Origin of the sequence: Bradyrhizobium tropiciagri (assembly GCF_018130505.1) — a bacterium.
In the GTDB taxonomy this organism is placed as follows: Bacteria; Pseudomonadota; Alphaproteobacteria; order Rhizobiales; family Xanthobacteraceae; genus Bradyrhizobium; species Bradyrhizobium tropiciagri_B.
Genome location: NZ_JAFCKH010000010.1, coordinates 135765 through 159020 on the forward strand (window position 1 = coordinate 135765; position 23256 = coordinate 159020).

22 protein-coding genes are annotated in these 23256 nt (G+C 65.5%); 11 read left to right on the plus strand and 11 right to left on the minus strand.

Going from position 1 to position 23256, the window contains the following annotated elements:
* Positions 1 to 30: 30 nt before the first annotated feature.
* Complete coding sequence (locus JQ633_RS24910) at positions 31 to 810, minus strand: IclR family transcriptional regulator (RefSeq protein WP_211987733.1); 780 nt, start codon at positions 808 to 810, stop codon at positions 31 to 33.
* A 91-nt stretch (positions 811 to 901) separates the two neighbouring features.
* Entirely contained in the window at positions 902 to 1876 is a 975-nt protein-coding gene (locus tag JQ633_RS24915) for a 2-dehydropantoate 2-reductase (protein WP_211987734.1), read from the minus strand.
* A 168-nt stretch (positions 1877 to 2044) separates the two neighbouring features.
* Here JQ633_RS24915 and JQ633_RS24920 point away from each other — a divergent pair, with 168 nt between their 5' ends.
* On the plus strand, positions 2045 to 2845 hold the full coding sequence (locus JQ633_RS24920; RefSeq protein ID WP_211987735.1) for an enoyl-CoA hydratase-related protein: 801 nt from the start codon (positions 2045 to 2047) through the stop codon (positions 2843 to 2845).
* 10 nt (positions 2846 to 2855) lie between these two features.
* On the opposite strand, the gene JQ633_RS24925 is transcribed toward JQ633_RS24920, so the two are convergent.
* The gene (locus JQ633_RS24925) at positions 2856 to 3122 is read right to left on the minus strand and encodes a hypothetical protein (protein ID WP_249159624.1); all 267 of its coding nucleotides are present in this window, start codon (positions 3120 to 3122) and stop codon (positions 2856 to 2858) included.
* A gap of 194 nt (positions 3123 to 3316) precedes the next feature.
* On the opposite strand from JQ633_RS24925, the gene JQ633_RS24930 reads away from it, so the two are divergent.
* The 4 genes from JQ633_RS24930 to JQ633_RS24945 all read left to right on the plus strand — a co-directional run bounded on the left by JQ633_RS24930 (position 3317) and on the right by JQ633_RS24945 (position 7528).
* Positions 3317 to 4678, plus strand: a complete 1362-nt coding sequence (locus tag JQ633_RS24930) for an FAD-dependent oxidoreductase (protein WP_211987945.1) — start codon at positions 3317 to 3319, stop codon at positions 4676 to 4678.
* Positions 4679 to 4691: 13 nt separating this feature from the next.
* A complete protein-coding gene (locus JQ633_RS24935; RefSeq protein WP_211987736.1) occupies positions 4692 to 5696 on the plus strand; it encodes an ABC transporter substrate-binding protein in 1005 nt (334 codons plus the stop codon).
* 238 nt (positions 5697 to 5934) lie between these two features.
* A complete protein-coding gene (locus JQ633_RS24940; protein WP_211987737.1) occupies positions 5935 to 6708 on the plus strand; it encodes an ABC transporter ATP-binding protein in 774 nt (257 codons plus the stop codon).
* Positions 6701 to 7528, plus strand: coding sequence for an ABC transporter permease (locus JQ633_RS24945; RefSeq protein ID WP_211987738.1), 828 nt, complete (start codon positions 6701 to 6703; stop codon positions 7526 to 7528). The genes JQ633_RS24940 and JQ633_RS24945 overlap by 8 nt, the downstream gene beginning before the upstream one ends.
* 181 nt (positions 7529 to 7709) lie before the next feature.
* Here JQ633_RS24945 and JQ633_RS24950 read toward each other — a convergent pair whose 3' ends face one another.
* Positions 7710 to 8735 carry an MBL fold metallo-hydrolase gene (locus JQ633_RS24950; RefSeq protein WP_211987739.1) on the minus strand — a complete coding sequence of 342 codons (1026 nt, stop codon included), beginning with the start codon at positions 8733 to 8735 and terminating at the stop codon, positions 7710 to 7712.
* Positions 8736 to 8834: 99 nt separating this feature from the next.
* On the minus strand, positions 8835 to 9875 hold the full coding sequence (gene gtdA / locus JQ633_RS24955) for a gentisate 1,2-dioxygenase (protein WP_211987740.1): 1041 nt from the start codon (positions 9873 to 9875) through the stop codon (positions 8835 to 8837).
* A 105-nt stretch (positions 9876 to 9980) separates the two neighbouring features.
* On the opposite strand from gtdA, the gene maiA reads away from it, so the two are divergent.
* Genes maiA through JQ633_RS24970 form a run of 3 tightly spaced genes read left to right on the plus strand, consistent with a single transcriptional unit; the run spans position 9981 to position 11264 of the window.
* Entirely contained in the window at positions 9981 to 10613 is a 633-nt protein-coding gene (maiA, locus tag JQ633_RS24960; protein WP_211987741.1) for a maleylacetoacetate isomerase, read from the plus strand.
* Entirely contained in the window at positions 10603 to 11109 is a 507-nt protein-coding gene (locus JQ633_RS24965) for a MarR family winged helix-turn-helix transcriptional regulator (RefSeq protein WP_211987742.1), read from the plus strand. The genes maiA and JQ633_RS24965 overlap by 11 nt, the downstream gene beginning before the upstream one ends.
* Positions 11109 to 11264 carry a hypothetical protein gene (locus JQ633_RS24970; RefSeq protein ID WP_211987963.1) on the plus strand — a complete coding sequence of 52 codons (156 nt, stop codon included), beginning with the start codon at positions 11109 to 11111 and terminating at the stop codon, positions 11262 to 11264. The genes JQ633_RS24965 and JQ633_RS24970 overlap by 1 nt, the downstream gene beginning before the upstream one ends.
* A 120-nt stretch (positions 11265 to 11384) precedes the next feature.
* Here JQ633_RS24970 and JQ633_RS24975 read toward each other — a convergent pair whose 3' ends face one another.
* From JQ633_RS24975 to JQ633_RS24995, 5 genes are all read right to left on the minus strand, one after another.
* Positions 11385 to 12995, minus strand: a complete 1611-nt coding sequence (locus JQ633_RS24975) for a benzoate-CoA ligase family protein (protein ID WP_211987743.1) — start codon at positions 12993 to 12995, stop codon at positions 11385 to 11387.
* Positions 12992 to 14137 (minus strand): FAD-dependent monooxygenase, encoded by a 1146-nt coding sequence (locus JQ633_RS24980; RefSeq protein WP_211987744.1) that lies wholly within the window; start codon positions 14135 to 14137, stop codon positions 12992 to 12994. Before JQ633_RS24980 ends, JQ633_RS24975 begins: the two co-directional genes overlap by 4 nt.
* A 262-nt stretch (positions 14138 to 14399) precedes the next feature.
* A complete protein-coding gene (locus JQ633_RS24985; RefSeq protein ID WP_211987745.1) occupies positions 14400 to 14612 on the minus strand; it encodes a hypothetical protein in 213 nt (70 codons plus the stop codon).
* 108 nt (positions 14613 to 14720) lie between these two features.
* On the minus strand, positions 14721 to 14942 hold the full coding sequence (locus JQ633_RS24990; RefSeq protein WP_211987746.1) for a cysteine rich repeat-containing protein: 222 nt from the start codon (positions 14940 to 14942) through the stop codon (positions 14721 to 14723).
* 36 nt (positions 14943 to 14978) lie between these two features.
* A complete protein-coding gene (locus JQ633_RS24995; RefSeq protein ID WP_211987747.1) occupies positions 14979 to 15752 on the minus strand; it encodes a hypothetical protein in 774 nt (257 codons plus the stop codon).
* Between the two features lie 252 nt (positions 15753 to 16004).
* On the opposite strand from JQ633_RS24995, the gene JQ633_RS25000 reads away from it, so the two are divergent.
* Both JQ633_RS25000 and JQ633_RS25005 read left to right on the plus strand, forming a co-directional pair.
* Positions 16005 to 17186 (plus strand): efflux RND transporter periplasmic adaptor subunit, encoded by a 1182-nt coding sequence (locus JQ633_RS25000; RefSeq protein ID WP_349631607.1) that lies wholly within the window; start codon positions 16005 to 16007, stop codon positions 17184 to 17186.
* 8 nt (positions 17187 to 17194) lie between these two features.
* On the plus strand, positions 17195 to 20365 hold the full coding sequence (locus JQ633_RS25005) for an efflux RND transporter permease subunit (protein ID WP_211987749.1): 3171 nt from the start codon (positions 17195 to 17197) through the stop codon (positions 20363 to 20365).
* A gap of 375 nt (positions 20366 to 20740) precedes the next feature.
* Here JQ633_RS25005 and JQ633_RS25010 read toward each other — a convergent pair whose 3' ends face one another.
* Entirely contained in the window at positions 20741 to 21742 is a 1002-nt protein-coding gene (locus JQ633_RS25010; protein ID WP_211987750.1) for an NADP-dependent oxidoreductase, read from the minus strand.
* Positions 21743 to 21957: 215 nt separating this feature from the next.
* On the opposite strand from JQ633_RS25010, the gene JQ633_RS25015 reads away from it, so the two are divergent.
* On the plus strand, positions 21958 to 23247 hold the full coding sequence (locus JQ633_RS25015; protein WP_211987751.1) for a dicarboxylate/amino acid:cation symporter: 1290 nt from the start codon (positions 21958 to 21960) through the stop codon (positions 23245 to 23247).
* Positions 23248 to 23256 lie beyond the last annotated feature (9 nt).

Below are 23256 nucleotides of genomic sequence, written 5' to 3' on the forward strand. Positions count from 1 at the left end.
CCGCGGACGGCGCGCCGGTGGCCTGGCCTTTCACCCGCGAACGGTGCCGCCGATCGTTTCCGACACGTTCCGCGCGGCATTGCGCAGCTCATTGGCGATGCCGGCCGCTTCGGCCGTGGCGATCCTGTCTTCGCGAACCAGCGGGACCGTCAACGCCGCAACGGCACGCCCGGATGCTTCGATGATCGGGCAGCTATAGGCGAGGATACGGGTATAGCCGTCATCGTTGGAGAAGTTGCCGCCTTCCGCCGAGACCCGGTCGAGCGCGGCGAGCGCCTTCTTCAGGCTGACGCGGTCGTGTGCCGCGATGACGTCCGCCAGCTCGTTGCGCCGCCCTTCGAGCTGATAGGCGGCCAGAACCTTGGCGGATGCGTATTGCTGCGTCAGCGGAAACACCGCGCCGACCTTCACGGACCAGCCCATCAGCCACTCCGGCTCGATGCGCGCGATCACCATGAACTGCTCGCCATGCAGCACCGTGAGATGGCAAGACAGTTTTACGCGCGACGCCAGTTGCTCCATGACCGGGAGCGCCGCCTGCAGCAATCGTTCGGTGGGCGGGAATTGCGATGCGATCCGGAACAGCTTCAGCGTGAGCGTGTATTCACCGGTCGCGGGATCGCGGCTGACATAGCCCCGCTGCTCAAGCGCCACCAGCATGCGAAAGATCTCGCCGACGGAGCGGCCGACGCGTTCGGCGAGCTGCTTCTGGTTCAGGCCGCCCGATTCGGCGGCCAGCGCTTCCAGCAGATCGAGCCCCTTTTCGAGCGCCGGGGCCCCCGGCTGAACGGTCTTCTTCGCTTTCTTCATCCAGCAATCCTGCACGACATCCGGGCGGTTGTGCTGGATGTACCCGATAACATCGGATGCGAAAAGTTGTCCAAGCCGGCGGCTGCGGCCATCAGCCTTGATACAGCCCCTTGTCCCGCGCCTTCTGGATCGCCAGCGCTGCCATCAGGTCGAGCATCGGGGTGGCAAGGCCGGCGGCGCGTGCGAATGCGGCCGGGGCACGCACGAGCATGTCGATCTCCATGGCGCGGCCGAGCTCGTAGTCCTGCAGGATCGACGGCTTGTGATCCGGCGCCGGTCCGGAGCGGGTGACGCGCCTGACCGCGGGGATGTAGTGCGTCGCGACGGCATTGGCCTCGTCGAGCAGGCGCGGGATCACCTCCTGCATCGCCGGATCGTCGCGGACGCCGCGCGCGGTCAGACCGGTCAACAGGCAAAGCACCGACATCGACATGTTGGTGAGCAGTTTCGACCAGATCGTCTCACGGATCTCGCCGACCTCGGGCGATTCGATTGCGGCCTCGTTCAACACCGCACGCAGCTCGGTGATGCGCTCGCTCTGGCGATCGTCGCATTCGCCGATCAGCAGGCGATTGCGATCGGGCGAGAGATTGGCGGCGACGCCGGGCGCGATCACCTCGTTGGACGAGAAGATCACGCCGCCGATGATGCGCTGTTGCGCAACGGCCGCGCGCAGCCGACCGCCGGGATCGAGGAAGCCTAGATCGGGAATGGCGGGGTGTGCTGCCGGCAGGCCGAGATCGTACCACCAGGGAATGCCGTTCTGCGCGAACACGATCGCGGTGTCGTCATGCAGCAACGGCGCGAGCCCGCTTGCCAGCGCGTCGATGCCGGTCGCCTTCAGCGTGCTGATGACGACATCCTGCGGCCCGAGATCAGCAGGATCAGCCGATGCCTTCACCTTCGCGCTCACGGCGCTGTCGCCGACCTTCAGTGTCAGGCCGTTGGTCTTGACCGCGTCGAGATGCGGTCCGCGCATCACGCAGGACACGTCATGTCCGGCGCGCGCCAGGCGGACCGCGAAATGGCTGCCGACGGCGCCTGCGCCGAAAATGCAAATGCGCATGGATGGGAGTCCTTGACCGAGATGTCGCGCCAGTTTCCACAAGCACGTGGCCTCGCGCAACCAGTCATGCGCGTGACGCGGCCCGACACGCTGGAAAGTGATGGATCGGGTCCGCCTCTCTCGCCATAGTGCTTCGCACGACAAGAGCCGAATAAGGGAGACACGTCCATGTCCGCCAGCCCAGTCCTGTGGAGTCTCGACGCGCGCGGGGTCGCGACCGTCACGCTGAACCGCCCCGAGGTGAACAACGCCTATGACGGCGCGCTGATCCAGGGCGTGCTGGCCGCGATCGACGATCTCTCGGGCAAGCCGGTGCGGGTCGTCGTGCTCAAGGGCAATGGCAAGCACTTTCAGGCCGGCGCTGACCTGAAATGGATCAACAGCGTGCGGCCGAAATCGTTCGAGGAGAACGAGGCGGCCTCGCGCGCCACCTTCGAGGCGGTGCAGCGCCTCAACACGTTGCCGGCTCCGACGTTGGCGCTGGTGCAGGGCGGCTGCTTCGGCGGCGGCACCGGGGTGATCGCGGCCTGCGACGTCGTGATCGCAGCCGACAACGCGCTGTTCTCGATCACCGAGGTGCGCTGGGGCCTCACCGCGGCGATCATCATCCCGCAGCTCTGCGATGCCATCGGCGTTCGCCAGGTCCGCCGTTACGCGCTGACCGGCGAGCGCTTCGGCGCCGAGGATGCCCGCCGTATCGGCCTCGTGCACGAGGTGGTGCCGCTTGGCGATCTCGACAGCGCCGGCGCCAAGGTGGTGGAGCAGCTGCTCGCCAATGCGCCGAATGCGCTGGCCGAGACCAAGAAGCTCGCGCTGGAAAGCTCGTTCGGCGGCATGGCGGTCGACGACGAGGCTTACAAGCGCCTCGTCCATCTGCATTCCGCCAAGCGGCAGACCGAGGAGGCGGCGGAAGGGCTTGCGTCCTTCGCCGAGAAGCGCGCGGGCCGCTGGGGCGGAGGGAAGGCGTAGGCCGCGCGGCTCAGCAGCCGTTGCAGATGCCGCGGATGCTGCGATAGACCTCCGCGTCGTCGCGGCGCATCTGCTGCAGCGATTGCAACGTCTTCGATTCCGCTGATGGCGCCGGCGCAGCGTCCGGCTTGCGCCGGGCCGCGAGCTCTTCCTCCTGGCGATGGTAGCAGGCCTCGCGCTCGGTCTTGTCCTGGATGTGGCGGCAAGTCTCGATCGCCGCCGCTTGTGTGACGGTGATGACGATGAAAGCCAGTGAAACCGATAGCGTGAGCCTCAAGCGCGCGATCCTTTCGCGTCGTTGTCTCAGGTCTGCAGGGCTGGAGCAAGATCGGTGCTGCCTCACAGCGGCTGCGCCAGCGATGTCTTCACCGTCCTAGCAGCGCCTGAAGCTGATTACATAATTTGGTGGATTGTACTGCAATCCGCATCAATTCATAGTTGGCGCAATCAACTTTGTTCAGGGCGGAAATGATGCGGGCGAACACCATCGCAGAACCTGCGCGGCAGGTCCCGGTCTACGGCGAATACGATGTCGCGGTGCTCGGCGGCGGACCGGCCGGCATTGCGGCCGCGGTGGCCGCGGCGCGCGCCGGACGGCGGACGCTGCTGATCGAGCGCTACGGCTTCCTCGGCGGCATGGGCACTGCTGCGGGCGTGACGAATTTCTGCGGACTGCATGCCAATGTGTTCGGCGAGATGCACCGCGTGGTGCAGGGCATCGCCTCCGATCTTCTGGCACGGATCGATCGGCTCGGTGGACTCAACGCGCCGCATCTGATCCTCGGCAAGATCCTGGCGCAGGCCTATGACACCGCGGCCTACAAGATCGCAGCCGATGATCTCTTGGCGCATCACAAGGTCGACATTCTCTTCCATGCGCTCGGCGCCGGCGTCGTGATGGACGGCGCGCAGATCCGCGCGCTGATGGTGGAGACCAAGGCCGGCCGGCAAGCAGTGCTGGGAAGCGTCTTCATCGATTGCTCCGGCGACGGCGATCTTGCGGTATGGGCCGGTGCGCCCCACGAAGTCGGCGACAACGCCGGCAGCATGCTTTATCCCTCGATGATGTTCCGCCTCAACGGCATCGATCCGGTGAAGGCCGGCGATGCATGGCGCACCATCCCGGAGCGGATGGCGCAGGCCGAGGCCGCCGGCACGCACAAATTCCCGCGCAAATCCGCGATCGTGCGGCCGCAGAAGTCGCAGATCGAATGGCGGGTGAATTTCACGCAGATGGCGCGTGAGGATGGCAGTGCAGTGTCCGGCATCGATCCCGACGACATGACGCGCGGCGAGATCGAGGGCCGCCGCCAGGCGGTCGAGGCCTTCGCGTTCCTGCGCACGCTGCCGGGTTTCGAGAACTCCTACATCGTCGACCTGCCGCCGCAGCTCGGCATCCGCGAGACGCGGCGCGTGATCGGCGGTTACATGCTCTCCGGCGAGGATGTGCTGACCTGCGCCTCCTTCGAGGATTCGATTGGCGTCAATGGCTGGCCGAAGGAATCCCACGTTCCCGGCGACGTGATCTTCGAGTTTCCGCCGATCCCGCAATCGCGCGGCTACAACGAATTGCCCTATCGCATGCTGGTACCCGAGGGGGTCGATAATCTCCTCGTCGCCGGCCGCTGCGCCTCGATGACCCATGAGGGGCAGTCGGCGGCGCGCGTCTCCGGTGCCTGTTTCGTGATGGGTGAGGCGGCGGGAACCGCGGCCGCGCTGGCGCTGTCGGGCAACACGATTCCGCGCGACATTTCCGTCGAAAAGTTGCAACAACAGCTTGCCAAGCAGGGCGCGTTCATCGGCCGCGATCAGGCCGTGCCCGAGGGAATTTAGGCGGAGGATTGGAATGAAGGGTTGGGCGCGGCTCGCGGTTGCGGGGCTGTTGATGTGGGCGGCGAGCGGCATCGCGCGCGCCGACGATCTGCTCAAGGCAAAGATCGGCGTGCTGCGGCTGTCATCGTCGGCGCCGGTGTTCATCGCGCAGGACAAGGGCTACTTCCGCGATGCCGGTCTCGATGTCGAACTGAAATTCTTCGACGCGGCGCAACCGATCGCGGTCGCGACCACGTCGGGCGATGTCGATTTCGGCATCACCGCCTTCACCGCCGGGCTCTACAATCTCGCGGGCAAGGGCACGCTGAAGGTGATCGGCGGCATGAGCCGCGAGAAGGCCGGCTATCCCCTGATCGGCTATTTCGCCAGCAACAATGCCTATGCCGCCGGCCTCAAGACGCCGAAGGATCTCGCCGGCAAGCGCATCGCCGTCACCCAGGTCGGCTCCAGCTTCCATTATTCGCTCGGCCTGCTTGCCGACAAATACGGCTTCAAGCTGTCCGACGTGAAGATCGTGCCGCTGCAGTCGCTGTCGAACGCCGCCGCGGCGTTGAAGGGCGAAACCGTCGATGCCGCGCTCTTGCCGATCTCGACCGCGCGCACGCTGGTGGATTCCGGCGGCGCGAAGTTTCTCGGCTGGGTCGGCGACGAGACGCCATGGCAGCTGGGTGCCGTCTTCGCCTCGCCGAAGACGCTGGGCAACGCGCCGCTGGTGACGAAGTTGCTCACGGCGCTGACGCGGGCCGATCGCGAATATCACGACGTGATCCTGGCGCAGATCAAGGACGGCGTGGTGCCGATCAACGAGACGACAAAGCCGCTGCTCGAGATCGTCGCCAAATACACCAATCTCCCGGTGGAGCAGGTGGTCGGCAATTGCGCCTATGTCGATCCCGACGGCAAGCTCGACGTCAAGAACGTCGACAACCAGATCAAGTGGCTGCAGGGCCAGGGCTTCGTCGACAAGGGCTTTGACGCGAATGCGATCATCGCGAAGGATTACGTGAAGGCGGATTGATGTTGAGCCGCGTCCACCAAACCATCACCGTCACCCTGAGGAGCCGCGGAGCGGCGTCTCGAAGGGTCGAGGGCCCGGCTGCATCCGGGCCGTGCATCCTTCGAGGCTCGCTGCGCTCGCACCTCAGGATGACGGGGCTGACGCAGGCCCACGCGCGTCTCTTTATCTCCGTCACCTCAGCGACAACGGCAAAGCCGTTGCGCGGGGATGACGGTTCGGCCGTGGAAAGCGCGGTGACATGGACCTGATCGCCGACCATATCAGCCATCGCTTCGGGGCGCTCGACGTGCTCGACGATGTTTTCTTCACGGTGCGGGCCGGCGAGGTGGTCGCGATCGTCGGGCCCTCGGGCTGCGGCAAGAGCACGCTGCTGCAGATCCTCGGCGGCCTGCTGCGGCCGGGCAAGGGCCGGGCTGAATTGTGTGGTGCGGCGCCGGCGGGCAGCCTCAATCCGCTGACTTTCGTGTTCCAGGATTTCGCGTTGCTGCCGTGGAATACGGTCGAGGAGAACGTCGCGTTTCCGCTGCTGCACACCAGCCTCAGCGCCGGCGAGCGTCGCGCCGTGATCGACGATGCGCTGCGCCGCACGGGACTATCGGATTTCGGCGCCGCCTATCCGAAGCAACTCTCCGGTGGCATGCGCCAGCGCGTCGGCATCGCGCGGGCGCTTGCGGTGCGGCCCGCGATCCTGCTGATGGACGAGCCGCTGTCGGCACTGGATTCGCAGACCCGCGAGTTGCTGATGGAGGATTTCGTCCGGCTGCTCGCCGACGGCTCCATGGGCGCGGCCTATGTCACGCATAATCTCGAGGAAGCCGTGCGGCTCGCCGACCGCGTCGTGGTGCTGTCGCGGCGTCCGGGTCGCATCCGCGAGATCGTGAGCATCCCGATGACGCGCGCCGAGCGCGGCGCCGCAGGTGCGCGCGAGCAACTGGCGACGCTGCAGGGCGAGCTGTGGTCGCTGATCCGCAAGGAGGCGATCGATGCCGAGCGCGAGGTCCAGCATGCTTGACCGCGCCACACCGGAGACGAAAGAGCAGTCGAGCGAAACAACGCGGCCGGTCGAATTTCGTGGTGCAGGCTTCGCTCCGGTCAACAGCCGCTACGCCGGCTGGATCGCGCTCGCGATCGTGCTTGCGGTCTGGCAACTCGCGGGCAGCGCGGGGTGGGTCAACTCGCTGTTCCTGCCGGCGCCCTCGGCCATTGCCGTCGCGATCTACAAGCTCGCGACATCAGGCGCGCTGTGGCAGCATCTGTCCTGGTCGATCATGCGGATCGCATCGGGATGGATCATCGGCACGATCGCCGGCGTCATCGTCGGCTTTGCGATCGGGCTCTCCACCCTGGCGCGCGGCGTCGGCATCACCTTCGTCTCCGCGCTGTTCCCGATCCCGAAGATCGCGCTGCTGCCGCTCCTGATCCTGTGGCTCGGGATCGGCGAGGAGCCGAAGATCGCGACCATTGCGCTCGGCGTGTTCTTCTCGACCGCGATCTCGGTCTATAGCGGCGTCGATGCGGTGCCACGCAATCTGATCCGGATGGCGCAAAGCTTCAACGTGCCGTTCCACGCCATCGTGCGCCGCGTGATCTGGCCCGGCGCGCTACCCTCGATCCTTGCCGGCTTCCGCATCACCTCGTCGGTCGCGCTGCTGCTCGTCGTCAGCGCCGAGATGATCGGCGCGCAATACGGCATCGGCGCCTTCGTGCTGCAGGCCGGCAACCTGATGCAGACTGACCAGCTGCTCGCCGGCGTCGTGATCCTGTCGCTGTTCGGGCTAGCGGTGGGGAAGCTGATCAATTTGCTCGAGGCCCGGCTGCTGCACTGGCGGTGAGCACACGCTGCCGGCCCGCAACTCCGATGTCGTCCCGGCGAAGGCCGGGACCCATAACCACAGGGAGTGGTTATTGGACGAAGCTGGGGTTCCAGCACCTCTGACAACGTAAGCCGGTGGTTATGGGTCCCGTGTCGCGCTTCGCTTGCCCGGGACGACGAGCGGAATATGCCGCCGCACCTTACTTCTTTCCGGCCTGCTCTTTTCCGGGCTGACCTGCCTCGACATAGGCCTTGGTCGCCAGCGCGCATTCGCCGAGCACGGTGAGGAAGCGTTGCACCGTGTCTTCGCCGACCACGAACGGGTTCGCCTCGCTCGGCTTGCGCTCGTTCAGCGCCGCCATCTTGGCGACGGCGGAGTCGAAGCTGACATGGTTGGACAGCAGCACATCGGCATGCTCCTGCTTCAGGACATCGCGATATTTCACCGTGGTGTCGGAATAGATCTGCAGCCGGTCGGGCAGCGGACCGAAATTGTAGGCCGTGCCGCCCCAGGCCACAGCGTGATGTTCCTGGCCGTGGTCATGCACCGTAAACACGGTGGCGAGCGTGCCAAGCGTGTGGCCGGGGATCACGTGCAGCTTGAACGTGGTGCTACCGAGCGTGATGCTGTCGCCGTCCTTGACAGCCATGTCGCGCTTGGGCGGCGGATCGAACAGCGGAATGCGCTTGGGATCGAACTTCGGATCGTCGAACGTTGCCCAGTCGATCTCGCTCATCACGATGCGCGGATTGAACTTCTCCTTCAGATAGGCGGCGCCGCCATAATGGTCGCCATGGGCGTGGCTGACGATGACATATTTGATGTCGGCGGGATCGAGCTTCAGCTTGCGCAGGCCCTGCTCGATATATTGCTTTGCCTCCTCGGCATTATCCAGCGCGTCGATGATGACGATGCCTTGCGAAGTCTTCACCGCCCAGGCGCTGGTCCAGTAATTGCCGAGGAAGTACAGTTCGTCCATCACCTGCATGGGCTCGAGCGGCGGACGCTTCTGCATCTCCTTGTAATTGTCCATGAAGCTCGCTGCCGGCTCGGGCGTCGCCGTCTTGCAGAGTCCGAGCGCGCCCGTCAGGTCCGTCTTCGCGGCGGCGGTTGCGACTTCGACGTGGCGGTCGATGGCCGCGTTGCCGGCCTGCTGTGCGGAGGCCGCGGAGATGCCGAGCAGAAGCGTCGCCGTGATGGCGGCGCCGGAAACACGATGCGTCATGAAAGCTCCCCAGCCTGAAATCGGGTGTCGTCGTAGCCAAGGCATTCCGGCCATCGATCGCCGCAAGGTTAGGGTGCGATGGCCGGCAATGTGCGTCAATTACGCGTTACCGCGATCCTCGCGGAACAGGTCGAGCTTCTGCTGCACGGGGCGGTCGGAGAACGAGAACAGCACCGAGTCCATGTCGGCCTCGTGCGTCACCCAGTGCCAGCTCGGCACCACGAACAGATCGCGCGGCCCCCATTCGAAGGTCTGGTCGCCGACCCGGGTGCGGCCCTTGCCCTCGATCGCGGCGAACACGGTGGCGTCGGTCGAACGATAGCGTGCTGTCTTGAAACCCTTCGGCAGCAGCTGAATGAAGGTGCCGATGGTCGGCATCGCAAAGTCGCCGGTCTCGGGATTGGAGAAGCGCAGCTTGAGGCCGTGGCAGGCATCCCACTCGTCACCGGCCCTGGCCTTCTCCAGCGCCTCGCGGGTGTAGTCATAGGGATAGTTGAAGATCGGCGAGGTCTTGGATGCCCGCTTCTGGTCGACCGGCAGGAGGTTGTGGCCGTAGCGCGCGAAGCTGGCGCCTGATGGTTTCGAGATCTGCTGCTGTTCCTCTCTGGCGCCTTCGGCAAAAGAGCAGTCGAAGAACTGCACCATCGGGATGTCGAGGCCGTCGAGCCAGAACATCGGCTCCGAGGTCTCGTTGGAATGATCATGCCACGTCATCGACGGCGTGATGACGAAATCGCCCGGCGCCATCGCGGTGCGCTCGCCGTCGACCGCGGTGTAGGCGCCCTTGCCCTCGAGCACGAAGCGCAGCGCCGACTGGGTGTGGCGATGCGCCGGCGCGACGTCGCCCGGCACCACCATCTGCACGCCGGCGAACAGCGAGGTCGTGATCCTGGACTGGCCGCGCAGGCCGGGATTCTCCAGCACCAGCACGCGGCGTTCGGCTTCCTTCGCCGTAATCAGCTTGCCGGCCTCGTTCATGTAGTCGCGGATATGATCGAACTTCCAGAGGTGGGGGCGGCAGGCGCTGCGCGGCTCCGGCGTGACCAGATCGCCCAGCACGTTCCACAGCGCCGAGAGGTTTTCGCCGTCGATCTTCTTGTAGAACGCCTCGCGCTCCGGGGTCTTCTGCACGGCTTCCATGGCAGCCTCCCTACGTTCTTGTCGGCTCAATTTAATTGACAGTATACTGACAATATGGCTAGCGTCAATCAACCAGGCCAATCACGAAATGCAAGGGAGGTTCCGATGAAGCTGCATGGCTACTTCCGCAGCAGCGCGTCCTACCGGGTCCGGATCGCTCTCAACCTGAAAGGGCTCAGCCCCGAGCACCTGCCGCACCATCTGCGCAAGGGCGAGCAATGCGCGCCGGCCTATCTCGCCATCAATCCGCAGGGCCTGGTGCCGACGCTGGAGAACGACGCCGGGGCGATCCTCACCCAGTCGCTCGCGATCATCGAATGGCTCGACGAGGTTCATCCTAATCCTCCGCTGCTGCCGAAGGATCCGCTGCGCCGCGCGAAAGTGCGTGCGTTTGCGCAGGCGATCGCCTGCGACACCCACCCGGTGCAGAATTTGAAGGTGCTGGCGCGCCTGCGGCAGCTCGGCATGCCCGAAGAGAAGGTGACGGAATGGGCGGCCTGGGCCAACCGCGAGGGGCTTGCCGCCTGTGAGATCCTGATCGCGGAGGAGGCCGGGCCGTTCTGCTTCGGCGATACGCCGACGCTTGCCGATCTCTGCCTCGTGCCGCAACTCGCCAATGCGCGCCGTTTCGGCGTCGACCTGTCGGCCTATCCGCGGCTGCTCAAGGCCGAAGCCGCCGCAAAGCAGATCAAGGCCTTCGCCGACGCTGCCCCGGACAAGCAGCCCGATGCCGAATAGCAAGCCCGTCACCATGGACGCGGTCTACACCGCACCCGGCTATCTGTTCCGCCGGATGCAGCAGATCGCGGTCGCGCTGTTCATCGAGGAGTGCAAGGCGTTCGACCTGACGCCGGTGCAGTACGCCGCGCTGATCGCGATCTCGACCCATCCCGGCATCGATGCCACCCGGCTCTCGGCCGTGATCGCGTTCGACCGCTCCACCCTCGGCAACGTCATCGAGCGGCTGGAGGCCAAGGAGTTCATCGCCCGCAAGCCGGCACCGGAGGACAGGCGCGTCAAGCTGTTGTATCTCACCAAGGCAGGTGCGGCCGTGCTCGATGAGATCATGCCGTCAGTCGACAAGGCGCAGGCGCGGATGCTGCAGCCGCTGAAGCCGGCCGACCGCAAGGCGCTGCTGGCGCTGTTGACCCAGCTGGTCGATCTCAACAACGAGGCATCGCGCGTGCCACTGCGCGCCGAGGACGCGCTCGAACATCTCGGGAGGTCGGGCTGATGGCGGAGAGCAAACCAGTCCTGATCGCAGGTGGCGGCATCGGCGGCCTCGCCGTTGCGCTGGGGCTGGCGCAGAAGGGCGGGATTGAAGGCGTAGGCGCCGCCGCAAACTCAGTCGTCGTCCCGGACAAGCGAAGCGCGATCCGGGACCCATAACCACGAATGCGCATGAGGCGGCACGCTGGGGCCGCAGCATGCCGCAACAACGAAGGTTTTGCGGCTATGGGTCCCGGCCTTCGCAGGGACGACGTCGAGTGTGTTGCGCGACCTAGCGTCTCACATCCGCATCACCGCCTGCCGGTCGATCTTCCCCGTACCCGTCTTCGGCAGTTCGTCGATGAACTTCACCTCGCGCGGGTACTTGTACGGCAGCAGTTTTGCCTTGACGTAATCCTGCAGTTGCCGCGTCGCCTCGCTTGCGTCGAAGCCCCCCTTGTTCATCACTACCACGGCCCGCAGCGTCATGCGGCGGTCGGGCAGTTCGGCCGCATACACAGCGCATTCACGGACGTCCGGATGGTCGGCGAGGCAGAGCTCGACCTCGAGCGGGTAAACCCATTGGCCGGAGATCTTCACCAGATCGTCGGCGCGGCCGCGGAAGAAGTGGAAACCGTCGCTGTCGCGCACGAAGCGGTCGCCGGTGTAGATCCATCCCGCCTCGCGCACCGTCTCGGCGGTCTTGTCGGGCCGGTTCCAGTACAGCGGCGTCGCGGAATCGCCGCGCACCCACAGAATGCCTTCCTCATTGTCGCCGACCTCGCGGCCGTCGCTGTCGCGCAGCATGATCTCGTAGCCCGGCACGCGCAGGCCGGCGGCGCCGAGTTTCTTGTTGTCTTCGCGATTGCAGAGATAGATGTGCAGCACCTCGGTCGAGCCGAGGCCCTCGATGATCTCGATCCCGGTCAGGTTCTTCCAGCCGTTGAAGACATCTGCGGACAGCACCTCCGCGGCCGACACCGCCATCCGCAGCGAGGAGAAGTCGGCCGCATCGGCGCCCTCGGCCTTGGTCAGCGAGGTGTAGAGCGTCGGCAGGCCGAAGAACACGGTCGGGCGATATTGCCGGATCGCGGCAAAGATCGCCGCCGGCTTCGGCTGGCCCGGCAGCAGCAGCGTCGCGGCGCCGACCGAGAAGGGAAACGTGATCGAATTGCCGAAGCCATAAGCGAAGAAGATCTTCGGCACCGAGAAGCAGATGTCGCCGGGCTTCAGCTTCAGGACGCTGCGGGCAAAGGCGAGCTCGCTATAGGCCATGTCGTGCTGCAGATGCACGATGCCCTTGGGGCGGCCGGTCGAGCCCGACGAGTACATCCAGAACGCCATCTCGTTGCGGTGCGTGTCGGCCTCGTCGAGCTCGCCGGCAAATCCGGCCAGCCATTCGCCGGCGTTACGGGCGTCCGGCACCGCGTGATCGCCGGTGGTGCCATTGACCACGATCAGCGTGCGCAGCGGCGTGTCCTTGCAGGCCTCTGCGTTGAAACGCGAGCAGAACTCGGCATCGGCCACGGCGACCGCTGCGCCGGCGTCGGAGAGATAGAATTGCAGCAGCTCCGGCGGCGTCAGTGTGTTGATCAGCAGCGGTACGAAGCCCGCGCGCACCGCGCCGAAGAACGCCGCCGGATAGGCCGTGGTGTCGTCGAGGAACAGCAGGATGCGGTCGCCGCGCTTGAGCCCGAGCGATTTGAAGCCATGGCCCCACTGCGCCGCATCCGTGCAGAGCTCGCGATAGCTGCGCGTGCCGGCCGGGCCGGTCAGTGCCATGCGGTCGGCGTTGCCGTTATCGAGATTGTCGAACAGGATGCGGCTGGCGTTGTAGCGCTCGGGAAGCGTAAAGCCGATCTCGCGCGCGCCCGGATTGTCCTGCGGGACCTGGTCGGCGATCTCGGTCATGACGTGCCCTTCGAAGCGTTGCCCTTTTCGGCCTCGTAACGCGCCATGAAGGCTGGCGACATCGCGCGCAGCCGCGCGTCGTCGATCCGGCCGGAGCGGGTGATGTAGCTGTAGGCGAAGTCCATCAGGCCGAGCTTCATGTGCACAGGGAAATGCTCGTACCAGTCGGCGCTGGTGCGCGCCGCGGTGACGAGCTTCTTCACGATCGGCTTGCGCTCGCCCTCATAGCGCGCCAGCGCCGCCGGGATCGCCGGCTCCGCTTCCAGCGCCTTGGTCAGCGCGATCGCATCCTCGATCGCGAGCCGCGTGCCGGAGCCGATCGAGAAGTGCGCCGAATGCAGCGCGTCGCCGATCAGCACCATGTTGCCGTGCGACCACCGCTCGTTCCAGATCCACGGGAAACTGCGCCACAGCGACTTGTTCGAGATCAGACTGTGGCCGTCCAGTGTCGCGGCAAACACGTCTTCGCAGATCGCTTGCGATTCTTCGATGCTCTTGTCGGCAAAACCGTAGGCCGCCCAGGTCGCCGCGTCGCATTCGACCAGGAAGGTGCTCATGTCCCCGGCATAGCGATAGTGATGGGCGTTGAAGCTGCCGCGGTCGGTCGCAACGAAAGTCTGCGACAGCGTCGCGAAGGTCTTTGTCGTGCCGTACCAGGCGAACTTGTTGGTCGAATGCGACACCGAGGCGCCGAACGCGTCCTCGAAACCGCGGCGGACCATCGAGTTGAGGCCGTCGGCGGCGACGATCAAATCGTAGCCTTCGAGCTGGTCGGCCGATTGCACCATGGTGTCGAAGCGCGGCGCGATGCCGACGCTGCGGACGCGCTGCTGCAGGATCGTCAGCAGCGCCAGGCGGCCGATCGAGGAGAAGCCGACGCCGTCGATCTCGACGTTCTCGCCGCGCAGGTTCAGCGTGATGTTCTTCCAGCTCTCCATTTGCGGCGTGATGGCATCGACCGTCTCCGGGTCGTCGGCGCGCAGGAAATCGAGCGCCTGTTCCGAGAACACCACGCCGAAGCCCCAGGTGGCGCCGGCGGCGTTCTGCTCGAACAAATCGATGTCGGCGTCGGGATGACGCTTCTTCCAGAGATAGGCGAAGTAGAGCCCGCCGGGCCCTCCGCCGATCACGGCGATCCGCAACGTCTGCCTCCCAGATTGACAGTGTACTTACAATTTGGGTCCAGACTAATCCGCCGCCGGCGGGAACGCCAGAGGGAAAATGCGCGCGGCCGTTGGCTCAGTGGCGGCCGCAATCAGATAAGTCCGTAGCCCGGATGGAGCGAAGCGCAATCCGGGAACGCTGGTGCCTCGGGGAGACCGCCCCGGATTGCGCTGCGCTCCATCCGGGCTACGGACTCGGCAAGCGGAGAAGGAGCGCAGCTCTTTCGCGGTCAGCCTGCGGTCAGTAGCAGCGGCGGACCTTCACGCCGCCGACCCACACCCAGCGGCAGCCGGCGACGACGGGCTTGCGGACGACGACCGCGCCGCGCGCGCCCGCGCAACCGGCGCGATAGACGCCGCGTGCGCAAACCGCCGCATTGGCTTCGGAGGATTCAATCGTCAGAGTTGCGGCAAAAGACAGCATGGCCGCAGCGATCAGCAAAAACGAACGCATGGTAATCCCTCTCCCGGGGAGGTTGGTTGGCCTGTCGTTGGTTAGCAAGGTGCTACGGATCCGTGCCCGGCGTTGCGCCGGACACATGTCGGATCATCGCATCTGCGGCTACTTCTTCTCCGCCTCTGCCAGCACCTTCTTGCAGGCGGGCGTCAGCTTGTCGCTCTCCTTGGCGAGGCAGGCGATGATGCGGCCGCCGCCGGGCGTCACGCTTTTGCAGAACTTCTCGTAGTCGCCCATGCAGGCGTCGCGTTGCGCGGCGGTCAGTTCCTGGGCGAAGGCGGCGGTCGAGCCGCAAAGCAGCGCGGCGGTCAGGATGATACGCAGCATCGATCGTTTCCCTTCTTCCGGTCTGGTCGTTGAAGCTTACCGCGCCGCGAACGGCGCCAGCACATCCCGGCAGGCCGGCGAGAGCGAGCCTGCATTGGTTGCCAGACACTGCACGATGCGGCCGCCGCCGGGCTGGACGGTGCCGCAGATCGAGCGGACGTCGGCACCGCAGGCCGAGCGCAGCACGAGCAGTTCTTCACGCGGCCGCAGCGGACGGAGCACGATCACCGCCGGCGCTGCCGCGGCCGGCGCAGCCGTCGCCGTTCCGCCGGCGGCCGGCGCGGCGCCACCGCCGCTCGCGGCGCTCACCGCCTTCTCGCAGGCGGGGGAGAGCTTGGCCTTGTTCTTCTCGAGGCATTGCAACGCAGGTGCGCCGCCGGTCGGCACGCCGGCGCAGACCTTGGGATAGTCGGACCGGCATGCGCTGCGGATCGCGGAGACCTGCGCGCTCGACGGTTGGCCGGCCGCCGCCGGTGCCGCTGCGGCTGGTTTAGCCGCCGTCGCCGCCGGAGCCGCGTCGGTCTTCGCCGCTGCGGGCGGTGCGGCCGCGGCCGGCGCTTCAACGGCCTTGACCGCACTCGCGCAGCTTCCGGACAGGCTCGCCATGTTCTTCTGCAGGCATTGCAGCGACGCCTCGCCGCCGGGTGGAACGCTGGAGCAGTGCGCGATGTAGTCGTTGCGGCATTGCGACTTGATGGCGTCACGCTGCGCCTCGGTCGGAGCCTGCGACAAGGCCGGCGCAGCGCTCACCAACGTCACGGCCGCCAGCCATGCGGACAGCCTCGCTGCACGTCTCAACGCGTCGATCATTTTCCTAAATCCTTTGTTGTCGCCGGAAGCCGCCGCTCCAACCGAACCAAGTTCTAAAAAAGTCTTCTCGTAACAACTTTAGCGCGCGCCATCATTTTCGCTTTCGAGTTCCACTGCAAGCAGATTATTGCTATGCATGCGGCTACGCTGTTCTTCGCTCGATACGACGTCTTTGAAATAGGCATTTTGAATCGAGGCTCGGAAATGAGGCACGCACTCGCGCCGGCAAATTCCAGGCGGACTACTTCTTTTGTGCGGCTGCGAACCACGACATGTGCACGTATTGTTTTTGTCACATCGGCGTTTTTCAGTTTAAGTGCCTGCGAACAAAATGCTTTCGTGCCGCCTCCGCCACCGAAGGTCGAGGTCGCGCCGCCGGTGCAGCGCGCCATCACGCGCTATCTTGATGCCACCGGAAACACGGCGCCGATCCAGAGTGTCGACTTGGTCGCGCGCGTGCAGGGCTTTCTGCAGTCGATCAATTACAAGGACGGCGCCTTCGTGAAGAAGGGCACTACCCTGTTCACGATCGAGCCGGAAACCTACAAGCTGAAGCTCGATCAGGCGCAGGCCGCCGAGGTCGGCGCGCAGGCGACGGTGAAGCAGGCCGAGGCCGACTACAAGCGGCAGGTCGAGTTGGTGCAGCGGCAGGCGGTCTCGCAGTCGACGCTGGATACCTCGACCTCGACGCGCGACAATGCGACCTCCAGCCTGACGCAGGCTCAGGTCAACACCAAGATCGCCGCGGTCAATTACGGCTACACCAACGTGGCGGCGCCGTTCGACGGCATCGTCAGCAACCATCTGGTCTCGATCGGCGAACTGGTCGGCGTGGCGTCTCCGACGCAGCTTGCCACCATCGTGCAGCTCGATCCGATCTATGTGAACTTCAACGTCAATGAGGCCGATGTGCAGCGTGTGCGCGACGAGGCACGGCGGCGCGGCATCTCGATCGACGAGATCAGACAGTTGCCGGTCGAGGTCGGCCTGCAGACGGAAACCGGCTATCCGCACAAGGGCAGGCTCGATTACGTGTCGCCGACACTCAACCAGTCGACCGGAACGCTGGCCGTGCGCGGCCTGATCCCCAATCCGGATCGCGCGCTGCTGCCGGGCTTCTACGTCCGCGTCCGCGTCCCCTTCGACAAGCAGGAGGATGCGCTGCTGGTGTCGGACACCGCGATCGGCAGCGACCAGGCCGGGCGCTACGTGCTGGTCGTCAACGCCGACAATGTGGTCGAGCAGCGCAAGGTGACGACCGGTCCGCTCGATGGCGGCCTGCGCGTCATCGAGACCGGGCTGAAGCCGGATGACCGCGTGGTCACCGCCGGGCTGCTGCGCGCGATCCCCGGCCAGAAGGTCGATCCGCAGGTCAAGACGAGCGAAGCCGCGCCGGCCCCGGCCAAAGAAGCAGCGCCGGCAGCGACGAAGTAGGACGCGCCATGATCTCGAAATTCTTCATCGAGCGCCCGGTCCTTTCCAACGTCATCGCCATCCTGATGATCCTGCTCGGTGGCGTGTCGCTGTACAACCTCGCCGTCGCGCAATATCCCGACGTGGTGCCGCCGACGGTGCAGGTGACGACGCGCTATCCCGGCGCCTCGGCCAAGACCGTGGTCGACACCGTAGCGCTGCCGATCGAGCAGCAGGTCAACGGCGTCGAGGACATGCTCTACATGCAGTCCTACAGCGGCGCCGACGGCACCTATACGCTGACTGTGACCTTCAAGATCGGCACCGATCTCAACTTCGCGCAGGTGCTGGTGCAGAACCGCGTCTCCAGCGCGCTGTCGCAGCTGCCGACCGCGGTGCAGAACCAGGGCGTCACGGTTCAGAAGAAATCGACCTCGATCCTGCTGTTCGTGACGCTGACCTCGCCGAACAGGACCTACGACAGCCTGTTCCTGTCGAACTACGCCACCATCAACATTCGCGACGAGCTGTCGCGGTTGCCCGGCGTCGGCAACGTCACGGTGTTCGGCGCCGGACAGTATTCGATGCGGGTCTGGCTCGATCCCAACAAGATGCAGGTGCTCGGGCTGGTGCCGCAGGACGTCATCCAGGCGATCCAGCAGCAGAGCCAGCAGGTCACCGCCGGCCAGGTCGGCGCGCCGCCGACGCCGGCCGGCCAGGCGTTCCAGTACACGCTCAACGTCAACGGCCGGCTCGATGACGCGAGCCAGTTCGAGAACATCATCGTCAAGAGCGGCACCGTCGGCGACGTCACCCGGGTCCGCGACGTCGGCTGGGTCGAGCTCGGCGCGCAGACCTACAGCCAGATCTTCTCGCTGAACCAGAAGCCCGCCGTCGGCATCGGCGTGTTCCAGTCGCCCGGCGCCAACGCGCTGCAGGTCGAGAAGGCGGTCGAGAAGAAGATGGCGGAGCTGTCAAAGCAGTTCCCGCAGGACATCAAATACGACACGCCGTTCGACACCACCAAGTTCGTCAACGCCTCCATCGAAGAGGTCTACAAGACCCTGATCGAGGCCGGCCTGCTGGTGCTGGTCGTGATCCTGGTGTTCCTGCAGGACTGGCGGGCCATGCTGGTGCCGGCGACGACGGTGCCGGTCACCATCATCGGCGCCTTCGCGGCGATGGCCGCGCTCGGCTTCACCATCAATCTGTCGACGCTGTTCGCGATCGTGCTGGCGATCGGCATCGTGGTCGACGACGCCATCGTCGTGGTCGAGGGCGCGGCGCACAATATCGAGCGCGGCATGTCCGGCCACGACGCCGCGATCAAGGCGATGGATGAATTGTTCGCCCCGATCGTCGGCATCACGCTGGTGCTGATCTCGGTGTTTTTGCCGGCGGCCTTCCTGCCGGGACTGACCGGGCGGATGTACGCGCAATTCGCACTCGTCATCGCCGCCACCGCACTGCTCAGCGCGGTCAATGCCGCGACCCTGAAGCCGACCCAGTGCGCGCTGTGGCTGCGCCCGCCGGCGCCGCCGGAGCAGCGCAACTTCTTCTACCGCGGCTTCAACGCGGTCTATGACCGGCTCGAGCGCTTCTATGCCCGCATCGTCGGCGGCATTGCCGGGCACGCCAAGACCTCGGTCGCGATCGCGCTCATCATCATCGGCATTGCCGGCTACGGCCTGTCGCGGGTGCCGACCGGCTTCATCCCGATCGAGGACCAGGGCTACCTTCTGGCCGCGGTGCAGCTGCCCGACGGCGCCGCGCTCGATCGCACCCAGCAGGTGCTCGACAGGGTCACCGAGATCGCCGGTAAGACGCCGGGCGTCGATCAGGTGATCTCGATTGCCGGCATCTCCGCGCTCGACAATTCGTCGAGCCTCGCCAATGGCGGCGTCGCCTATCTGATCCTGAAGGACTGGAGCGCCCGCGGACCGGGCGAGGATCTGCGCTCGCTGGTCTATGGCCTCAACGACAAGCTCGCGGTGATCCCGGAGGCGCGCATCCTGGTGATCCCGCCGCCGCCGATCCAGGGCATCGGCAACGCCGCCGGCTTCGCCATGCAGGTCGAGCTGCGTGACGGCAACGCCGATTACGGCAAGCTGCAGGCGATCACCGGGGCGATCGTCGCCAATGCGCAGACCCAGAGCGCGCTGCAGCGCGTGCAGTCCTCGTTCCGTTCGATGGTGCCGCAATACGACGTCGAGGTCGACCGCATCAAGACGCAGACGCTGCATGTCACTCCCGACCAGATCTTCTCGGCGCTGTCGTCCTATGTCGGCGCGAGCTTCGTCAACCAGTTCACCAAGTTCGGCCGCACGTTCCAGGTCTACACCCAGGCCGACGCACAGTATCGCCTCAGCCTGCGCGATATCCAGAACATGCAAGTCCGCAACAGCAATGGCGACATGATCCCGCTCGGCACGGTGGCCAAGATCACGCCGTCGGTCGGGCCGTCGCTGATCAGCCTCTATAACCTCTATCCGTCCGCGACCATCATCGGGCTGCCGGCGCAGGGCTACTCGTCTGGCCAGTCGATGGCGTTGATGGAGGAGATCGCCGCCAAGACGCTGCCGCCCGGATCGGGCTATGAATGGACGGCGATGTCGTACCAGGAGAAGGCGGTCGGCAACCAGATCTACTACACGTTCGCGCTGGCGCTGCTGCTGGTCTACCTCGTGCTCGCCGGGCAGTACGAGAGCTGGTACGCGCCGATCTCGGTGATCCTCGCGGTGCCGCTGTCGCTGCTCGGCCCGATGCTGGTGCTGACCGGCCTGCGGATCGACAACAACCTCTACACCCAGATCGGCATCATCCTCCTGATCGCGCTGTCGGCCAAGAACGCGATCCTGATCGTCGAGGTCGCGCTCGAACGCCATCTGCGCGACGGCCACACGGTGCTGCAATCGGCGATCGACGCGGCGCGCGCGAGATTCCGCCCGATCCTGATGACGTCGTTCGCCTTCATCCTCGGCGTGCTGCCGCTGGTGCTCGCCACCGGCGCCGGCGCCAACGCCCGCAAGTCGATCGGCATCACCGTGTTCTCCGGCATGATCGCCTCGACCTGCCTCGCCGTGCTGTTCGTGCCGGCGTTCTTCGTCGTGGTGCAGAGCTTCGAGAACTGGCGCAAGGCAAAGAAGGGCAAGACGGCCGAGCCACAGGCAGCGCAGCAGGCACCGGGTACGGTGCATTAGCTCCGCGCAGGTCTCTCCACGCGTCGTCCCGGCGAAAGCCGGGACCCATAACCACAGGATTGGATTGTTGAGGAACGCTGTGGCCCCAGCGCTGCGAACCATGACCTTCGGTGGTTATGGGTCCCGGCTTTCGCCGGGACGACGTGTGGGGAGACGATGCCAAGATCGATGGCTGCGCAGGGCAAAGCGCAGCGTGCCCACCACATCCTGCACGGCTCGATGACTCCCTCGCCCCGCTCTTGCGGGGAGAGGGTTGGGTGAGGGGCTCTCTCCGCAAGGCGGTGCGTATTTTGAGACCGGTACCCCCTCACCCGGATCGCATCTCGTGATGCGATCCGACCTCTCCCCGCAAGCGGGGAGAGGTAAGGAAGAACGCTACACCTTCACCATGCGCTTGCCGCGGTTCTCGCCGGCCAGGAGGCCGATCAGCGCCTGCGGGGTGTTGGCGAGACCGTCGATGACGTCCTCCTGCACCTTGAGCTTGCCGGCGGCGACCCAGGACTGCAGCTCGGCGAGGGCGGCGTCGCGCTGGTCCATGTAGTCCATCACGATGAAGCCCTGCATCACCAGCCGCTTCACCACGATCAGGCCGGGCACGCCGCGCGGGCCGTGCGCGGAGGGGACGCCGTCATATTGCGAGATCGCGCCGCAGCAGGCGATGCGGCCGCGGTTGTTCATCAGTGCAAGGCAGGCCTCCAGGATGTCGCCGCCGACATTGTCGAAATAGACGTCGATGCCGTTCGGCGCCGCGGCGCGCAGCGCCTTGTAGGTGGCGCCGTCCTTGTAGTCGACCGCGGCGTCGAAGCCGAGCTCGCTGGTCAGCCAGTTGCACTTGTCCTTGCCGCCGGCGATGCCGACCACACGGCAGCCCTTGAGCTTGGCGATCTGGCCGACGATCGAGCCGACCGAGCCGGCCGCCGCCGACACCACCACGGTCTCGCCCTGCTTGGGCTTGCCGACATCGAGCAGGCCGAAATAGGCGGTCAGTCCCGCGATGCCGAACACGCTGAGCAGATGCGTCATCGGCTCCAGCTTCGGCATCTTCGACAGATGCTTTGCGGGCAGCGCGGCGTAGTCCTGCCAGCCGGTGTCGCCGAACACGAGGTCGCCCTGCTTCAGGCCGGGCGCCTTTGAGGCCACCACCTCGGCGATGCTGCCGCCGGCCATCACGGTGTTGGCCTCCACCGCGGCGCGGTAGGTCGCGCCATGCATCCAGGCGCGGTTGGCGGCGTCGAGCGAGATGTAGCGCGTGCGCACCAGCACCTCGCCGTCCTTCGGCTCGGGGATCGCGCCGCTGACGAGACGGAAATGCTCGGGGCCGAGCTTGCCGGTCGGCTTCTCGACCAGCAGGATCTGGCGATTGACGGTGTCGTTCATGGCGTTCGTCTCCCCTCGTCGTGGCGGTTTGCGTTGCAATTGACTGCGCTGCGCGCATCTCGTTGCACAGTTTGTGCGCTGCATGAACGCTAGTCCGCGCGCTGGCATTCCACAACGGGAACGTGGCGGAAAAACCCGCCGGGCGCGAAGCGTGTTGCGTCGCTGCGTAAATCTGCCACACTTGCCCTTCGCCGGGAACTTACGGGGGTAAGAGAATGTCCAGCAGGTTTACGCAGTATATCCTGATTGCGATGGCGCTTGGCATCGCGATGGGGACGATCGTCTTCAACTACTTTCCTGATAGCCGCGCCGAGATCGCAGCCGACGTCAACCTGATCGCGATGCTGTTCCTGCGCCTGATCAAGATGATCATCGCGCCGCTGGTGTTCGCGACCCTCGTCGGCGGCATTGCCCATATGGGCAGCGGCTCCAAGCTCGGGCGCGTGTTCGCCAAGACCATGGGCTGGTTCGTCTCCGCCTCGTTCGTCTCGCTGCTGCTCGGCCTCGTGATGGTCAACCTGCTGCAGCCCGGCGCCAACTTCCCCGGCACGCTGCCCGACAAGGGCCAGGCGACCGGCCTGCCAGTGTCGGCCTTCTCGATCGAGAAATTCCTGACCCATTTGATTCCGACCTCGATCGCGGATGCGATGGCGCAGAACGAGATCCTGCAGATCGTGGTGTTCGCGGTGTTCTTCGCGGTGGCGCTCGGCGCCATGCCCGAGCGCGCCAAACCGATCATGAGCCTGATCGACGATCTCGCTCACATCATGCTCAAGGTCACCGGCTATGTGATGCTGTTCGCGCCGCTCGCAGTGTGGGCGGCGATCATGGCGACCGTCTCCAAGAACGGCCTCGGCGTGCTCTGGAAGCTGATCGTCTTCATGGGAGGCTTCTATCTCTCGCTGCTGATCCTGTGGGCGATCCTCGTCGTGGTCGGCTTCATCGTGATCGGGCCACGCTACAGTCATCTGTTGCGGCTGATCCGCGAGCCGCTGATGATCGCGTTCTCGACCGCCTCCTCGGAGGCGGCCTATCCGAAGACGCTGGAGGGGCTGAACCGGTTCGGTGCCTCGTCGCGGATCTCGGCCTTCGTGCTGCCGCTCGGTTATTCCTTCAACCTCGACGGCACGATGATGTACTGCACCTTCGCCAGCGTCTTCATCGCGCAGACCTACCACATCGAGATGTCGCTCGGCACGCAGCTGGCGATGCTGGCGACCTTGATGATCACCTCGAAGGGCGTTGCCGGCGTGCCACGCGCGTCGCTGGTGGTGATCGCCTCGACGCTGTCGCAGTTCGGTATTCCCGAGGCGGGGCTGTTGATGATCATGGGCATCGACACATTCCTCGACATGGGCCGCAGCGCCACCAACGTGATCGGCAACTCGCTGGCGACCGCCGTCGTCGCCAAGTGGGAGGGCGAGCTGAAGGCCGAGCATGAGCTCGGGCCTGACGATGCGGTGCCGCAGGATGCGGTGCCGGGCGCCGTGATGGCCGGCCATTGATGGGAGGGA

Coding starts and splice junctions, on each gene's coding strand:
- JQ633_RS24910 (WP_211987733.1), bottom strand. CDS start 810: ATGAAGAAAGCGAAGAAGACCGTTCAGCCGGGGGCCCCGGCGCTCGAA.
- JQ633_RS24915 (WP_211987734.1), bottom strand. CDS start 1,876: ATGCGCATTTGCATTTTCGGCGCAGGCGCCGTCGGCAGCCATTTCGCG.
- JQ633_RS24920 (WP_211987735.1), top strand. CDS start 2,045: ATGTCCGCCAGCCCAGTCCTGTGGAGTCTCGACGCGCGCGGGGTCGCG.
- JQ633_RS24930 (WP_211987945.1), top strand. CDS start 3,317: ATGCGGGCGAACACCATCGCAGAACCTGCGCGGCAGGTCCCGGTCTAC.
- JQ633_RS24935 (WP_211987736.1), top strand. CDS start 4,692: ATGAAGGGTTGGGCGCGGCTCGCGGTTGCGGGGCTGTTGATGTGGGCG.
- JQ633_RS24940 (WP_211987737.1), top strand. CDS start 5,935: ATGGACCTGATCGCCGACCATATCAGCCATCGCTTCGGGGCGCTCGAC.
- JQ633_RS24945 (WP_211987738.1), top strand. CDS start 6,701: ATGCTTGACCGCGCCACACCGGAGACGAAAGAGCAGTCGAGCGAAACA.
- JQ633_RS24950 (WP_211987739.1), bottom strand. CDS start 8,735: ATGACGCATCGTGTTTCCGGCGCCGCCATCACGGCGACGCTTCTGCTC.
- gtdA (WP_211987740.1), bottom strand. CDS start 9,875: ATGGAAGCCGTGCAGAAGACCCCGGAGCGCGAGGCGTTCTACAAGAAG.
- maiA (WP_211987741.1), top strand. CDS start 9,981: ATGAAGCTGCATGGCTACTTCCGCAGCAGCGCGTCCTACCGGGTCCGG.
- JQ633_RS24965 (WP_211987742.1), top strand. CDS start 10,603: ATGCCGAATAGCAAGCCCGTCACCATGGACGCGGTCTACACCGCACCC.
- JQ633_RS24970 (WP_211987963.1), top strand. CDS start 11,109: ATGGCGGAGAGCAAACCAGTCCTGATCGCAGGTGGCGGCATCGGCGGC.
- JQ633_RS24975 (WP_211987743.1), bottom strand. CDS start 12,995: ATGACCGAGATCGCCGACCAGGTCCCGCAGGACAATCCGGGCGCGCGC.
- JQ633_RS24985 (WP_211987745.1), bottom strand. CDS start 14,612: ATGCGTTCGTTTTTGCTGATCGCTGCGGCCATGCTGTCTTTTGCCGCA.
- JQ633_RS24990 (WP_211987746.1), bottom strand. CDS start 14,942: ATGCTGCGTATCATCCTGACCGCCGCGCTGCTTTGCGGCTCGACCGCC.
- JQ633_RS24995 (WP_211987747.1), bottom strand. CDS start 15,752: ATGATCGACGCGTTGAGACGTGCAGCGAGGCTGTCCGCATGGCTGGCG.
- JQ633_RS25005 (WP_211987749.1), top strand. CDS start 17,195: ATGATCTCGAAATTCTTCATCGAGCGCCCGGTCCTTTCCAACGTCATC.
- JQ633_RS25010 (WP_211987750.1), bottom strand. CDS start 21,742: ATGAACGACACCGTCAATCGCCAGATCCTGCTGGTCGAGAAGCCGACC.
- JQ633_RS25015 (WP_211987751.1), top strand. CDS start 21,958: ATGTCCAGCAGGTTTACGCAGTATATCCTGATTGCGATGGCGCTTGGC.